The organism is Planctopirus limnophila DSM 3776 (assembly GCF_000092105.1).
Classification (GTDB): Bacteria; Planctomycetota; Planctomycetia; order Planctomycetales; family Planctomycetaceae; genus Planctopirus; species Planctopirus limnophila.
This window is the reverse complement of record NC_014148.1, coordinates 1,960,001-1,974,808: the sequence shown is the minus strand read 5'-3', so window position 1 is coordinate 1,974,808 and position 14,808 is coordinate 1,960,001. Positions and strand designations below refer to the sequence as shown.

At 53.1% G+C, this 14,808-nt stretch carries 12 protein-coding genes (1 of these 12 running past the window's edge); 11 read left to right on the top strand and 1 reads right to left on the bottom strand.

All coding sequences use genetic code 11. From position 1 onward, the window contains the following. Positions 1–402 precede the first annotated feature (402 nt). From PLIM_RS07945 to PLIM_RS07915, 7 genes are all read left to right on the top strand, one after another. The gene (locus PLIM_RS07945) at positions 403–1,941 is read left to right on the top strand and encodes an ammonium transporter (RefSeq protein ID WP_013109794.1); all 1,539 of its coding nucleotides are present in this window, start codon (positions 403–405) and stop codon (positions 1,939–1,941) included. Positions 1,942–2,189: 248 nt separating this feature from the next. After that, positions 2,190–3,140 (top strand): hypothetical protein, encoded by a 951-nt coding sequence (locus PLIM_RS07940; protein WP_013109793.1) that lies wholly within the window; start codon positions 2,190–2,192, stop codon positions 3,138–3,140. Positions 3,141–3,339: 199 nt separating this feature from the next. Then, positions 3,340–3,954, top strand: coding sequence for an SIS domain-containing protein (locus tag PLIM_RS07935; RefSeq protein WP_013109792.1), 615 nt, complete (start codon positions 3,340–3,342; stop codon positions 3,952–3,954). Next, the gene (gene rfbC / locus PLIM_RS07930; RefSeq protein WP_013109791.1) at positions 3,951–4,496 is read left to right on the top strand and encodes a dTDP-4-dehydrorhamnose 3,5-epimerase; all 546 of its coding nucleotides are present in this window, start codon (positions 3,951–3,953) and stop codon (positions 4,494–4,496) included. Before PLIM_RS07935 ends, rfbC begins: the two co-directional genes overlap by 4 nt. Positions 4,497–4,695: 199 nt before the next feature. After that, positions 4,696–7,362: a PSD1 and planctomycete cytochrome C domain-containing protein gene (locus tag PLIM_RS07925; RefSeq protein ID WP_013109790.1), complete on the top strand. Its 2,667-nt coding sequence runs from the start codon at positions 4,696–4,698 to the stop codon at positions 7,360–7,362. A 65-nt stretch (positions 7,363–7,427) separates the two neighbouring features. Next, a complete protein-coding gene (locus tag PLIM_RS07920; RefSeq protein ID WP_013109789.1) occupies positions 7,428–8,891 on the top strand; it encodes a DUF1501 domain-containing protein in 1,464 nt (487 codons plus the stop codon). 39 nt (positions 8,892–8,930) lie between these two features. After that, positions 8,931–9,473 (top strand): type 1 glutamine amidotransferase domain-containing protein, encoded by a 543-nt coding sequence (locus tag PLIM_RS07915; RefSeq protein ID WP_013109788.1) that lies wholly within the window; start codon positions 8,931–8,933, stop codon positions 9,471–9,473. Positions 9,474–9,501: 28 nt separating this feature from the next. Here PLIM_RS07915 and PLIM_RS07910 read toward each other — a convergent pair whose 3' ends face one another. Next, a complete protein-coding gene (locus PLIM_RS07910) occupies positions 9,502–10,830 on the bottom strand; it encodes a site-2 protease family protein (RefSeq protein WP_041401377.1) in 1,329 nt (442 codons plus the stop codon). Positions 10,831–11,037: 207 nt separating this feature from the next. Between PLIM_RS07910 and PLIM_RS07905 the strand changes: the two genes are divergently transcribed. The 4 genes from PLIM_RS07905 to PLIM_RS07890 form a co-directional block, all read left to right on the top strand. Next, the gene (locus tag PLIM_RS07905) at positions 11,038–11,409 is read left to right on the top strand and encodes a hypothetical protein (protein ID WP_013109786.1); all 372 of its coding nucleotides are present in this window, start codon (positions 11,038–11,040) and stop codon (positions 11,407–11,409) included. Between the two features lie 71 nt (positions 11,410–11,480). Next, positions 11,481–12,344 (top strand): NAD(+)/NADH kinase, encoded by an 864-nt coding sequence (locus tag PLIM_RS07900; RefSeq protein ID WP_013109785.1) that lies wholly within the window; start codon positions 11,481–11,483, stop codon positions 12,342–12,344. A gap of 129 nt (positions 12,345–12,473) precedes the next feature. Beyond that, positions 12,474–14,318, top strand: a complete 1,845-nt coding sequence (locus PLIM_RS07895; protein ID WP_196349545.1) for a sulfatase — start codon at positions 12,474–12,476, stop codon at positions 14,316–14,318. A 73-nt stretch (positions 14,319–14,391) separates the two neighbouring features. After that, positions 14,392–14,808: the beginning of a sulfatase-like hydrolase/transferase gene (locus PLIM_RS07890; protein ID WP_013109783.1), read on the top strand. 1,197 nt of this gene lie beyond the right edge of the window; 417 of the gene's 1,614 nt are visible here — the first part of the coding sequence; its start codon is at positions 14,392–14,394; its stop codon lies beyond the right edge, outside the window.

The following is a 14,808-nucleotide window of genomic DNA, read 5'->3' as shown; positions in this document are numbered from 1 at the left end:
GAACACATTGCCTTGCATTTATGCACTAGAGCGCGAAGTGCAGGCACTGCTTGCCGTTTCCAACGGTCATCGTGGAGATCAAGAGCTAACAGCAGAAAAAAACCTGATGCACAAGTTTCAGGCACATCCTCCGAAATCTCCTGTGGACAGGGCTGGTTTTCACCTGAATTTTGCGAGAATTCGGGCACATTCGTGAAAACTCACCCGAGAAAATGTTCAGCTAAATTTCGTTTTCGTGATTTTCCTCAGGAATCAAGGCACGCTCATTGCTTATTTGCTGCGCAGGGGTGAAAAGTGCCTGCATTTTTCACATTCAAAACACCTTGTGGTTATGTGGCTCGGATCCAACTGATGGTGAAGAGTGCTTAACCGAGTTGCTTCGATTCAATGAGGGGAAAGTAAATGACGCGTTCCGTGGCGCTCCTGGGACTCACACTACTTCTGACGGCATGTTGCTGGTCAGTATCTGGGCAAGGATTCGCCCAGGAAACACCAGCCACCCCAGCGGCTGAAGCCGCTGCCACACCAGCCCCTGCTGCTGCAGAGGAAGCCAAGCCCGCCGAGGCTGCTCCTCCTGCTGATCCGATCGCAACTTTGCAGGCGACAACCGACAAGCTGACTGTTGGCCTCGACTCAGTCTTCGTTCTCTTCTGCGGTTTCCTGGTGTTCTTCATGAACGCCGGTTTCGGTGCGGTGGAGTCTGGTTTTGCACGTTCGAAAAACACAGTGAACATTCTCTCGAAGAACTTCATTGTGTTCGCCGTCTGCACGTTAGGTTTCTATCTCTTCGGATGGGGCTTGATGTTTGGTGGCGGCGACGGTTCTGTCTCTGGAGATGGTGGCTGGTATGGCGCCAAAGGGATCATGATGATCTCGGGTGCCGACAACAGTCCGAAGATTGCCACTCTCGGGTATGAAGGTGATTATGGCTCAATTGCTTGGACTGGCGTCCCCTTGATGGTCAAGTTCTTCTTCCAACTGGTCTTCGCTGGAACTGCTGCCACAATCGTTTCCGGGGCCGTAGCTGAACGAATCAAGTATCACTCATTCATCATCTTCTGCTTTATTATGATGATCGTGATGTACCCAATCACAGGTCACTGGATCTGGGGTTATGGATATCTGGCTGCCAAGTGGAACTTTTGGGATTTTGCTGGTTCGACTGTCGTGCACTCTGTGGGCGGTTGGGCTGCATTGACCGGAGCCATCATCCTTGGCCCACGTATTGGCAAGTACGCCAATGGCAAAGTGAATGCGATCCCAGGTCACAGCATGATGGCTGCCTTCCTGGGCTGTATGATTCTCTGGCTCGGCTGGTTCGGTTTTAACCCTGGTAGTTGCATGGCGGTGGGTGATGGTGCCTTGATTGCACAAGTCGCCGTCAACACCAATGCCGCTGCTGCGATCGCAGCATTGACATCGACTGCCACTGCCTGGATCGTCCTTGGCAAGCCAGATATTGGGATGACACTCAACGGCTGCCTGGCTGGTCTTGTCGCTATTACGGCCCCTGCTGCTTTCACAGATCTGAATTGCTCTTTGATCATCGGTGCTGTCGCTGGTGTCCTCGTTGTCCTCTCAGTTCTCGCATTCGACCGAGTCGGTGTTGACGACCCCGTCGGTGCGACATCGGTCCACCTCGTCAACGGAATTTTTGGCACAATCTGCGTCGGACTCTTCACCACGGCAGATCTTTCAACCACCCCAATTACTGGTGGGCCAAAGGCTGGTCTGTTCTTCGGAGGCGGGACCGAGCAATTGATTGCCCAACTGGTGGGTATCGGAATGGTCGGAATTTACACAGTGGTGATTTCTGCCCTTGTCTGGCTGGTCATCAAGTACACCGTTGGCCTGCGTGTGAAGCCTGAAGAAGAAATCGAAGGTCTCGACATGGGTGAACACGGCAACGAGGCTTATCACGGATTCGTGATCCAGAACTAATTTTCAGCATGTATTCCAAAACCGCATTGGGACGGTGGCAAGATGCGACAGTCCCAATGCTTTTGCCAAACGATTGATGGCACGGAAGCTTCACTGGGATTCATCAAACTCTGGATTTATCGAGTTTGAGTTTTCCACAGTTGCAAATCATCAGGCAAACCAGACGGCCACCGATTCTCCTCACAGAATCGGTGGCCGTTTTTGTATTCCCAACGGGAAAGTTGACCTGAAAATGCCTAGACTTCATTATGCAAAATCAGCTCAGCGATCGATCGTTTCTCAGTGCGACGGCTAGATTTCTACCCCAATGCGAATGGCTCTGGCCTATTTTCATGACGGGAGTTGCACTGCTGTTCAGTGGAGGCTGCCACCTTGCGGTGGGGGTCATCACCGGCGATGACTGGTCCGGCCCCACCTCTTATCGAAAACCAGCCCTCTTTGGCATTTCGACGGGCCTCACCTGCATCTCAATCAGTTGGGTCTGGGGGAAACTGCGGATCTGGTCGCCGGATCCCGTTGTCGTCTGGCTGACTTCGTTAGCTCTCGCCTTAGAAGTGACATTAATCACCATCCAGTTCTGGCGGGGAGTCCCCTCGCACTTCAACCACGCCACTTACCGCGATGCCTTTATTGAAGTCGCCATGCTGGTGCTCATCATTATCGCCAGTCTGGGAATCAGTTGGCTGGTCTTTCGCAGCCTGCTGCCGGGAGCGTTTTTGACGATCGAGGATACGTACGATCCTTCAAGAATTCCGTCGCCCTCAATGAAATCTGCCATCCGTACAGGACTTGTCCTTTTGTGGATCTCGCTGCTGTTGGGATTTTTCATCTCGTCGATCGGCTGGGCCGAAATACAAGCCGGCCGTAACCCGGAACTTGTTCCCCAGGCGGGAGTACTTAAATTTCCTCATGGAGCCTGCCTCCATGCGATTCAAACATTGCCACTGGCGGTCTTCGTCTGGCAATTCCTCAAATGTGGCCATGTCCTCTTGCGGATAAATCTGCTCGCCAGTGCCCACTTCATGTTTCTGGCCTATGCCTGCTGGCAGACATTTTCCGGACTGGCACGCTTTGAACCCGCTATGGGAGGGATGACCCTCCTGGGGTTAACCAGTCTTTGCCTCCTCGCTGCACTTCTGCCTTCTCGATGGCTTGAAGCGATGTTTCCCCATCGGTCGCTGAGTGAAACCAAATCTTGAGCAAACCGCACGGTGAAGTCTCGCCCTCTCGCTAAGTCCCTGGCTCTCGGACGCGATCACATCCGGTTAGCGGCACTCCTGGAGCATCCTGAATGGCCAAATGTGAACCGAACTGGTATCAGAATTGACCAGTTGGTATTGTTGGCACGAAGCAGACTTTGACCAGTTATTGATCGACACTCCCTGGGGACGGAACCTCATGCTCGGCGCTCACCTGAATCCGGCTGATTATCTTTCAAGGGTTGCTCAAGTCTTTCAGACCCTTGATTTGAAGGAAACTGAACAACTGGCAGAAGACATTTATTCGGCCTACGAGAATGGCAAGTTTGTCTTCATCTGCGGGAATGGTGGCAGCGGCTCGAACAGCTCGCATTTCTGCGAAGATCTGGGGAAAAGCTCCCTCGACCGCAAAGATTTCACTAACGATGAACGCAAGCGGCTCAAAGTGTTATCGCTCACCGATAACACGCCTTACATCCTGGCGTGGGGTAACGACGAAGGCTTCGATCGTGTCTTTGTAGAACAGTTGAAGAATCTCGCCTCGCCGGGAGATGTTCTGATTGCCATCAGCGGCAGTGGAAACAGCCCGAACATTCTCAATGCTGTCGAATGGGCCAATCGCAAAGGTCTCGTCACCTGGGGCATTACAGGCTATTCGGGTGGCAAACTGAAATCGCTGGGACAGAAAAACCTGCATGTCCCGCTGGATGACATGGGAATTGTCGAGTGTGTCCATCTGATTCTGTTCCACTGGATCCTGAACGATCTCCATGGTCGCATCAATCAGATCGGACGCTACCAGGTGCCACGATGATCGTGACACCGGATGACAAACTTCCCGATGTCCTGAAGATTGAGCCGCGAGTTTTTGGTGATTCCCGAGGATTCTTCTTCGAAGTCTTCCAACAGGAACGCTATTCAAGCAGTGGCTTATCACAGGCTTTTGTTCAGGATAATGTGTCCCGTTCGTCGCGAGGGACGCTGCGGGGATTGCATTTTCAACTCGTACGACCACAGGCCAAACTTATCCAGGTGATTCGTGGTGAGATTTTTGACGTCGCCGTCGATGTCCGCAAGAGTTCACCCACATTCGGCCAATGGACAGGCTATCGACTGAGTGACGTCAACCATCACCAACTCTATATCCCTGCCGGTTTCGCCCACGGCTTTTGCGTGATTTCTGAAACTGCCGATGTGCTTTACAAGTGCACCGATTATTACTTTCCACAGCACGAACGCTGTCTCCTGTGGAATGATCCGGCTGTGGGCATTGCCTGGCCACTGGAAGACTTTCCCATTCTCTCGGCCAAAGACCAGCAAGGCCAAACCCTCGCCAATCTGGAATCCTTCGACTGACGCGCACCCTGTTCGACACAGTGTTCTATTAATCACACAGTGCCCCATCGATTCAGTTCCCACACTTTTCTCATGACTCAAACTTCATCAACGGCTCCCATGTTGTTTTAAGTGGTCACTGTCCCTTATGCTGAATAGGTCAGCGATTGTTGATGTGATGAATGGGTCAGGATCGAGAGTGGTGAATCAGGGGCACAGCATGCCACAGCGGAACCGAGAGCAGCGGCCACCTGTGCTGTCTCAGTCGATGTGTCGGGTGTTCCTATCAGGCTGGCTGATTGTGTCTGCGAGTCTGGCCATGGCTTGCGAACTGTTAGCAACCGAAGGCGAGTTGAGTTCAAAGCCCATCAATTTCTCGAAAGATGTGCTGCCGATCCTTTCGGACAATTGCTTTCATTGCCATGGCCCCGATCCTCAGAGTCGTCAAGCCGAGTTGAGACTCGACCAACCCAACCCGGCTCTCGATCGAATCCTTAAAGAGAGTACACCTGGCCAGAGCATATTCTGGGAGCGTGTTTCGACCACAGACCCAGACCTGATCATGCCCCCTCCCGCGACGAAGCATCGCCTCTCAGCCGGGCAATTGCTTTTGTTGCAAAAATGGTTGCAAGCCGGTGCCCCGTGGGGAAAACACTGGGCGTTTGAGCCGATTATCAAGCCTGCTGTGCCAGAAGGTTCTCAAGCAGAGAATCCCATTGATGCGTTTGTCATCGCACAACTGCATCAGGTGGGTAAGGAGTTATCCCCCCAGGCCGATTCAGCTCGATTGCTCAGACGTCTGGCTCTCGATCTGACGGGATTACCACCCTCGTTGGAATTGCGTCAGAAGTATTTGAAGTCCTCGAATCAACCCCTCGATGTGGGTGCTGTCGTCGATGAGCTGCTGGCATCGCCACATTACGGAGAGCGTATGGCCTGGGATTGGCTGGAAGCTGCCCGGTATGCTGACACCAATGGTTATCAGGGTGATGCGGAACGCACCATGTGGCCCTGGCGGGATTGGGTGGTGGAGGCTTTCAACCAGAATCTGTCGTTTGACGATTTCACGCGGGCTCAACTGGCTGGTGATCTGCTTTCTCAGGCGACAGACCAGCAGAAGCTGGCCACAGCCTTTCTCCGCAATCATATGATCAACGGCGAAGGTGGGCGGATTGCCGCTGAAAACCGCGTCGATTATGTGATGGATATGACAGAAACGACCGGGACGGTCTGGCTCGGTTTGACCATGAATTGCTGCCGCTGCCACGACCATAAGTTTGACCCGATCCGGCAGCAGGATTACTACCAGCTCTCCGGCTTTTTTAACAACACACCGGTGGATGGGAGTGGTGGGAATCCTCAGACACCTCCTGTACTCGAGTGGCCCAGCAAACAGCAGGAAGAACAGAGAAATCGACTGCTCAAGGAACGCCAGGAAATCGCGGAAAAGGTGCTCGCCTGGGAAGACGAGTTTGTGCCGCTAAAACATCTGGCACCTGCAGAGGGCCCGGCACTTTCCACCCAGCCAGTTTCAGCGATCGAAGTTTTTGACGATGCGAATGGAGTGGCCACGAGCCCCTGGCATCTCGACGATGGATTACCAGCCGAGCTTCGCGCCATTCGTCAAAAGCCCCCGCAGGACCGTAAGGCGAGTGAACTGACTCAACTCATCAACTTCTGGAATCAATGGCAAGGACAGTCGCCGCAAAGCCTGCTGATGCTCAAATCCCGTATCGATGAGCTGGATGCTTTGCAGAAGTCCATTCCCCAAGTCATGGTCATGCAGGAACGTGCTGGTGAACCTCGCAAGAACTTCATTCTGAGCAAGGGACTTTACAATCAACCCAAAGACGAAGTGCCCACCGACGTCCCCTTGTTTCTGAAATCAATGAACGTCAGCGAGCGACTCAAAGACCAGCATGTATCACCCGCGTTAACTCGTCAGGATTTCGCCGAGTGGTTGCTCCATGATGAAAACCCATTGGTTGCGCGTGTGATTGTGAATCGAATCTGGCAGCAGTTCTTTGGCATTGGGCTGGTGAAAACGTCTGAAGATTTTGGCATTCAAGGAGAAAAGCCCAGCCATCCCGAACTGCTGGATTGGCTGGCAGCCGATTTCCGCGAGCATGGCTGGGATATCAAGCGTCTCGTCAAGCAGATTGTGACCAGTCGGACCTATTGCCAGACCACACTTGTCCCTCGTGAAGCCTATGCCGACGATCCGGAAAATCGCCTGCTTGCCCGTGGGCCGCGGTATCGCTGGCCATCATGGATGCTGCGGGATCAGGCGTTGGCAGTTTCCGGGCTGCTGGTGCCCCAAACCGGCGGCCCACCGGTCAAGCCCTATCAACCTGAGGGTCTCTGGGAAGAAGCCACTTTCGGCGCGAAGAGGTATCAGGTCGACCAGGGCGATTCGCTTTACAGGCGAAGCCTTTATACTTTCTGGCGAAGAATCATCGCGCCACCCATGTTTTTCGATGCTGCCAATCGGCAAACCTGTATTGTTCGCACCAGCAGAACCAACACCCCGTTACAGGCCCTCGCTCTCTGGAATGATCCTGTTTATCTCGAGGCAGCCAGAGTCCTGGCGACACGACTTTTTATAAATGATCGAAAGCTGGGCGATGACGACCGCCTGAGGCTCCTGTTCGAACACATTCTGGTGCGCGAACCTTCTCCTCAGGAATTGGAGTTACTGAGAACTTCAATCATGAGTTGGCGAAATCGACTTGTTCAATCCCCCGAACAGGTGAACGACCTGCTGGCTGTGGGGGCATCGACTGCCAGCCTTGTGGGTGAAGATCCAGCAATCCGAGCCGAAGCAGCCGTGTGGACAGTCATCACCATGATTCTGTTCAACCTCGATGAGACTGTTTCCAAAGAGTAATTCACCTTTCCAAGAGTCATCCACCTGGGAATCCTCCATTGCCACCCGTTCCTCCTTGTGAGTGGATGACCACTCACCATCGCCGCAGTTTTCTGGGGACAGCAGCAGGTTCTCTTGGCCTAGGCCTGGCGAGTCTTTCGCACTTATTTGCTGCAGAACAAGTATCTCCACCTGCTTCATCAACCACTACAACAGCGACAACAGACTTGATTGGGCGGCCCCATCTGCCCCCCAGGGCCAAGCATGTCATTTATCTGTTCCAGAATGGCGCACCAACCCATGTCGATTTATTCGACTACAAGCCAAAGCTCCGCGAACTGCACGGCCAGCCACTTCCTGAATCTTACGTAGGTGGCAAACGCTTCAGCACCATGACGGGCAATGCCAACGGAAAACTGATCCTCGGAAATGTCGAGCCCTTTGCTCAACATGGAGAATCCGGGGCATGGGTATCGAGCCTCATGCCACATACTGCACAAATCGCTGATGAACTCTGTTTTGTCAAATCGATGCATACTGAAGCTGTGAATCATGCACCAGCCATTACGTTCATGCTCACAGGGAGTGAACTTCCCGGCAGGCCTGCGCTGGGTGCGTGGCTGACGTACGGCCTGGGAAGCGCAGCCGATAATCTTCCGGGCTATGTTGTGCTCACGTCAGTGACCAAGGGGACTTCCTGTGGGCAGATTTTCTACGATTTTTACTGGGGAAGTGGATTTCTGCCTTCGCGATTTCAGGGAGTGAAGTTTCGAGGAAGCAAAGATCCCGTCCTCTACTTGAAAGATGGCCCGGGGATTTCTCGCGAGTTCCGCGAGGCCATGCTCAACGATGTCACAGCACTGAATCTGCAGAAACAAGCCCTCTCAGGAGACCCCGAGATTAGCACTCGAATTGCCCAGTCTGAAATGGCATTTCGCATGCAAACCAGTGTTCCCGAGTTAACCGATCTTTCCGGTGAATCAAAAGCCACCCTTGAGATGTACGGTCCACAGGTCGAGCAGCCAGGCTCTTTCGCCTACAACTGTCTCATGGCCAGGCGGCTCGTTGAACGTGGCGTCCGTAGTGTGCAGCTCATGCATGCCGGGTGGGATCAGCACAACAGCCTCACGACTGAACTTTACAACCAGTGCCGCGATACCGACCAACCTTCAGCAGCCCTTGTGAAGGATCTGAAACAACGTGGTCTGCTCGATGATACGCTGGTCATCTGGGGTGGTGAGTTTGGTCGAACGCCATTCATTCAAGGTGATCTTGCCAATCGCCCGCGCTGGGGACGCGATCATCATCCCTACGCGTTTACCATCTGGATGGCCGGTGGCGGAGTGAAGAGTGGCATGACGTATGGAGCCTCCGATGATCTGGGGATGAACGTCTTGGAAAACCCCGTTCATGTTCACGACCTGCAGGCGACCATACTGCACCTGATGGGGATTGATCACGAACGCCTGACTTACCGCTTTCAGGGACGGCAGTTTCGATTAACAGACGTGCATGGACATGTGGTTCATGACATACTCAGATCTGTGTGATTCATCATTCCTACAACATCGACTACCGGAACTTTACCCATGCCCACCTCACCAGCCATCCTCATGTTCATTGGTGAAGAGTACGAAGATCTCGAAGTCTGGTATCCCAAACTGAGGCTGATCGAAGCCGGTTATCAGGTCGTTTGCGCGGGGCTGGAAGCGAATGTGGTTTACAAAGGGAAGCACGGCTATCCCTGTCGATCGGACGCCGCCATTCGAGATCAGAAGTCCAGCGATTATGTCGGGGTGATCTGTCCGGGAGGATGGATGCCAGACAAGATTCGCCGTGAAGCGAAAGTGAAACAATTGCTGCAGGAGTTCCACGCCGACGGCAAACTTGTGGCAGCGATCTGTCATGGGGGCTGGATGCCGATTTCCGCCGGGATTTATCGGAATGTCCGCACCACCGGTTCGCTGGGCATCAAAGACGATATCGAGAATGCCGGCGCTTTGTTTCTGGATCAGGAAGTTGTCGTTGATCGTCATTTTGTGAGCAGTCGCAAGCCAGACGACCTCCCGGCTTTTCTGCTGGGATGCCTCGAAGTGCTTGGAAAATCGACCCGTGGTGAGCTGCTGGGTTAAGTGAACGATCATCCCCAAGCTGTCACCATCAGGGAGCCATGCGGAATGGGATGGGTGTAAAGCCAATCAATAAAAAGGCTAAAAGCAGCCAGCCGAGAGCCATTTTGACTTTGCTGGGTGCTACAGACTCATTCTCAATCTCAGCACTGCGAATGCCCATAAACGCCATCAATCCCAGCATGGTGCTGAAGGTGAGATCGAGCGAGTACAGCATCCAGATGACTGCCACTACGATGGTCAATTTGCTCACAATTTCCGCCCGTCTGCCAATCAGTGCGGTCATGATCTGACCGCCATCCAGTTGACCAATTGGTACCAGATTGAGAGCTGTCCAATAAATGCCAAACCACCCCGCCAGCAAGGCGGGGTTAATGAGAACATCGTCATTGGGCCCCAACTGTGGATGCGTCAGCACAATCATCCATCGCAGGATTGGTGGATCGCTGAGTGAAAAACCGGCTTGTGCGTTCGCCGGAAACGGGATGGATGTTGCTGCACCATAGAGTGCGATCGGAAGAGTGACAATCAGGCCAAATAGCGGGCCGGTCGTCGCGATGTCCAATAACGCTGATCGTGACAATTTGATTTTACTGGAAGAAACCGTCGCTCCTAATGTTCCAAAGATCCCAAAGGGAAACGGAATGAAATACGGATAATAGAACGGTAGTCCGTGCCGCTTGCTTTGCAGGTAATGGCCCAGTTCATGAGCACACAAGATTGCCATGACGCAACCCGCGTAGATGAGCCCATCACGCAGGAGATCTTCCGGCATCGCCGGGCCTGGCCCGCCACCACTGTTCAAGCCCGCGAGAAACGTCGTCACACAGGTCATAAAAAACAGCCAGATCGCCCAATGTCTTGATCGAAACTGTTTTTCCTGCTCTGCCAGACGCTTCGCTTCCAGTTCGCCCTCTCGACGAAGCTGCTCGTTCTCTTCCTCCAGAAAGTCGTCGTCTTTCAGTTCGTGATCGACTGTATTGGCGGCATTTGCAGGAGCGGCAGCTGCCTGCAGCGCAGCCATTCTCGCCAACTCACCTGGGAGCATCTCACGGTCGAGTGCAACACGCTGAGACTTCGCGGGTTTGGTACCTGGAAATTGAACACTCGTTTCGAGAACCTGTGAGTTGCTCTTCGAGTTGGCCGTATTCAGTGCAGTTTCAGGCAGCGAAGTCGAAGGCTTCGCTGACGGATTTGTCTGTCGTGGATCGACCTGCGCTAAAGCCTGATCGACAGACGTTTCCTGAGGCTGTTTCCTTCCAAACCATGACTTCTTGGGAGCCATGGGCTGGAGTGGATCCACCCAGGAATCATCCTGATCGAATGTCTTACGCTGTGAGCTTTTTTCAGATTCAGCCATGCCCTAATCATAGACTCAGAGTTTTCGAAGGCCAATTGCAATCCCATAGCCATTATGAGATTCCCTTCATGAAAGTTTGTCACTTCGAGAATACCAGTCTGGCATCGCTGGGAACGGAACTGTAGAACGATACTTAAGTATCGTGCCATCACCGATTTGATCTGTGAGCTGGCCGCCTTGACGACCACCTCTGAGAGAAAGAAGCTCATGTTCGGTTTGTTTGGTTCCAAAGACTGGAATGTCATTGCGATCGTCTTCGAGCGGAGTGACTTGTACCGCGTCAACGGTCAGCGGGTCAAAGGGGGCGCTGCGGTCAAATGTCGTGATGGCGCCAAGGGGATGTCCCGCACAATTTTCTGGGCCGTTTACGACCAGAAACGAGCCTTCCTGGAAGGCGAAGCTGGCCCCGGTGCTCACCTCGTCACCCCACAGATCATTCAGCGGCTCAAACGCGAGATCAACACCAACATGACCGTCACACAAATTCTGGGAATGCTCGAAAAGGGTGAACTCGCGATGGCAGCAAAACCCCTGGTATGGACAGGCTATCCCAAACCCGAACCAGTCAGCGAAGAATAGTAGCCACCAACTGAACAACCATCGCTAATCAACATCGTCGACACAACAGAGCCTTCATTCCAGGACGAGTCATGCTTCCGGAGCCCATTCAAGTTGGACTTGTCTTTCGTGATCATCATCCTCAAGTCGCAGAAATTCGTCGAGTTTTAGTGGATTTCATTGAACAGCAGGAGCAGGTCCAGCTTGCAGGCATTCTGGGTGTCCATGACTGTAACTGCTGGGACATAGAACCACAGATCGTGGCTGTGATCGGTGGCGATGGCTCGATTCTCCGTACCTGCCGCGCCATGGGCAAACAACAACGTCCCATGCTGGGCATCAACCTCGGACGCCTGGGGTTTCTCGCCGATCTGACACCGGCCGAATTCATGCAATCCTTGGGCGAGATCGCATCGAGACGGTACCGCATTGTCGATCATCTGATGTTTGAATGCCGACTTCTTCGGGATGGCCATGAGCAACTCCAATCGCTGGGTTTGAATGAAGTTTCGATCCAGGCCGGGGCCTCCCTCCGCCTGATCGATATCGAACTACTGGTCGATCGGGTTCCCGTCACCACTTACCGCTGCGATGGCTTGATTGTCAGTACTCCGATTGGCTCAACGGCCCATAGCCTGGCTGCCGGGGGACCAATTCTCAAACAGAACTTACAGGCTTTTGTCGTAACACCGATCAGTCCTCACACCTTAAGCAATCGCCCATTGGTCGATAGTGCTGATTCTATATTCGAAATGCGTGTCCCCGAAGTGAATGAAGGGGTGACTTTGGTCATCGACGGACAGATTCGCGAGCCTCTTCGGCCAGGCGATATCGTCGAAATCCGCAGAGCCGAGGTCGCGTGCCAACTCGTGCGTCTGGAAGGATGGAGTTATTACTCCACCCTTCATCGAAAACTCGGCTGGGGTAGCAATCCGGTGAGTTTCGATTCTCGATAAGTATCATCCTGAACTCGATCCACCCATATTTCTTGCTGCCGTTCATTCCCTCCACAAGCTCTCACTTGAAGTTACATTATGACGAAGCATCTGTTGCTATCAGTACTGGTATTCCTCTGTGGAATTGCCGTGAACTTTGCTCAAGCCAGCGAAGCGAATCCGCCTTCAGCTCCACGCCAGAACCGTCCCAATATCGTGGTGATTCTTGCCGATGATCTGGGCTGGGCCGATCTCGGTTGTTACGGTAATCCATTTCATAAAACTCCCCACCTCGATCAACTCGCCCGTGATGGGATCCGCTGCACACAGGCCTACGCGGCCTGCCCTGTTTGCTCTCCCACGCGAGCGGCACTTCTCACGGGGCAAAACCCCGCCCGGCTGCATCTCACAGACTGGCTTCCCGGAAGAGGCAACCGTAACGACCAGGCCTTGCGTGTCCCCGAGATTCGAAACTCTTTGCCGCAAGGGATTATGACTCTGCCGGGAGTTTTAAAGTCGAATGGTTATCAGACTTGCAGTATTGGCAAATGGCACCTCGGTGGTGGAGCATCCGGCCCTCTCCAACATGGTTTTCATGAGCAAATCGCAGGCGATGAACGAGGTTCACCCGCCAGATGGTTTGCACCTTTTGGTCCCCAAGCAGCGACCAATGGAGAAAAGGATCGACAAGGTAAGCCAATCCCTGGTCTGGAAGACATCCCCGATGGAAAGTACCTCACCGACGCTCTGGCGGACAAAGCCGTTGCTTTCATTGAAAAACAAACTGCCGAAAAGCCATTCTTTCTTTACCTGCCACATTTTGCTGTTCACACACCAATGAATGCTCCTGAGGAGACCATCCAGAAGTTTCGAGACAACAAGCCGCCCGGCGTGGTTCGAAATGAGATCTACGCTGCCATGCTCTATCACCTCGACGCAGCGGTCGGCAAAGTGATGAACTCTCTGACTGAAAAGGGCTTCGCGAAGAATACGATCGTGGTCTTCACTTCTGATAATGGCGGTCTAGCGACCATTGAAGGCAAGAACACACCGGCCACCATCAATGCTCCCCTTCGCGAAGGGAAAGGCTGGCTTTACGAAGGGGGGATTCGTGTTCCGCTCATTGTCAGTTTTCCCAAGCACATCCCGGATGGTTCGACGACAGACGTTCCAATGACCACACTCGATCTGCTCCCCAGCCTTCTCTCTCTGGCAGGAATCCAGTATCAGGTCGATGCGAACTCCCCGCTTGACGGGATGAATATCTCTGACATCTGGACAGGGAATGCTACGCCCGAATTAAAGAAAGCCGCCTTTGAAAGGCCGCTTTACTGGCATTACCCGCATTACGCCAATCAGGGTGGATTCCCCGGCGGCGTTATTCGCCAGGGCCCCTGGAAGTATATTGAGAATTATCAGACCGGTCGCAAAGAGCTGTTTCTCGTCGATAAAGATCCGGGCGAAGGCCGAAATCGTGCTCCCGACGAACCCGAAAAAATTACACAATTTGCAGCCCAATTGGCAGCGTGGAAGCAATCGATAAGCGCTCAGGAAACAGTCCCCAACCCTGATTACATACCGAATCCTCCGCATGCCAAAACAGGTGTGATTTCGATCCCTGCCAAATCAGCTCAGGTCTATGGAAGACAGCTTCGTTACGAACCATTACCTCACAAGCAAACGGTCGGCTTCTGGGTCGAGAAAGACGACTATGTCGTCTTTCCATTGACTGTCACGAAACCCGGCAACTATCGCTTGAGAGTATTCCAGGGTTGTGGCAAAGGGAGTGGTGGTGCCATCGTCGAGGCAAGGATTAAAGATTCTTCGCTGACATTTGTCGTCGAAGAGACGGGCCACTTTCAGAACTTCGTCTGGCGAGATGTCGGAGAACTCAAAATCGACGACATCGGCCAACAAGAAATCAGCCTCAAAGCAGTTTCAAAACCAGGCATCGCTGTCGGAGATTTTCGCGCATTGGAACTGATTCCTCAATAGTTTGTACAACGACTCTTGCGGGAGCCCATTCAAGACGGAATTTGGTTTGTCGATACTTCCATCGGACATCGATATGAACTTCCTTCATCCTGTCTCTCGTGTGTTGAGCGGTGGCCAGTATCTGCTGCTGGCTGGTCTTTGCTTGATGGAGGTTCTGTTTGCCAAAGGCTTATTGGCGAATCAAAACTCTTCTACTCCCCAACCAACTGCGGAAGACCGTCGGCCGCATCTTGTACTTATCCTTGCTGACGACATGACGTACGATGCGATGAGTCTCTTCGATCGGCGCGAGGTGCAAACACCTCATCTCGATGCGCTCGCTCGTCGCGGAACCTTGTTCACGCATGCCGCCAATATGGGTTCATGGTCTCCGGCAGTCTGCATTGCCAGTCGATCAATGCTGCTCACCGGCCGCACACTCTGGAAAGCTGAAAAGTCCCACAAACAATTGTCTCATTTGGCCTCGCAGGAACTTCTCTGGCCGCAACGA

Coding starts and splice junctions, on each gene's coding strand:
- PLIM_RS07945 (WP_013109794.1), top strand. CDS start 403: ATGACGCGTTCCGTGGCGCTCCTGGGACTCACACTACTTCTGACGGCA.
- PLIM_RS07940 (WP_013109793.1), top strand. CDS start 2,190: ATGCAAAATCAGCTCAGCGATCGATCGTTTCTCAGTGCGACGGCTAGA.
- PLIM_RS07935 (WP_013109792.1), top strand. CDS start 3,340: ATGCTCGGCGCTCACCTGAATCCGGCTGATTATCTTTCAAGGGTTGCT.
- rfbC (WP_013109791.1), top strand. CDS start 3,951: ATGATCGTGACACCGGATGACAAACTTCCCGATGTCCTGAAGATTGAG.
- PLIM_RS07925 (WP_013109790.1), top strand. CDS start 4,696: ATGCCACAGCGGAACCGAGAGCAGCGGCCACCTGTGCTGTCTCAGTCG.
- PLIM_RS07920 (WP_013109789.1), top strand. CDS start 7,428: ATGACCACTCACCATCGCCGCAGTTTTCTGGGGACAGCAGCAGGTTCT.
- PLIM_RS07915 (WP_013109788.1), top strand. CDS start 8,931: ATGCCCACCTCACCAGCCATCCTCATGTTCATTGGTGAAGAGTACGAA.
- PLIM_RS07910 (WP_041401377.1), bottom strand. CDS start 10,830: ATGGCTGAATCTGAAAAAAGCTCACAGCGTAAGACATTCGATCAGGAT.
- PLIM_RS07905 (WP_013109786.1), top strand. CDS start 11,038: ATGTTCGGTTTGTTTGGTTCCAAAGACTGGAATGTCATTGCGATCGTC.
- PLIM_RS07900 (WP_013109785.1), top strand. CDS start 11,481: ATGCTTCCGGAGCCCATTCAAGTTGGACTTGTCTTTCGTGATCATCAT.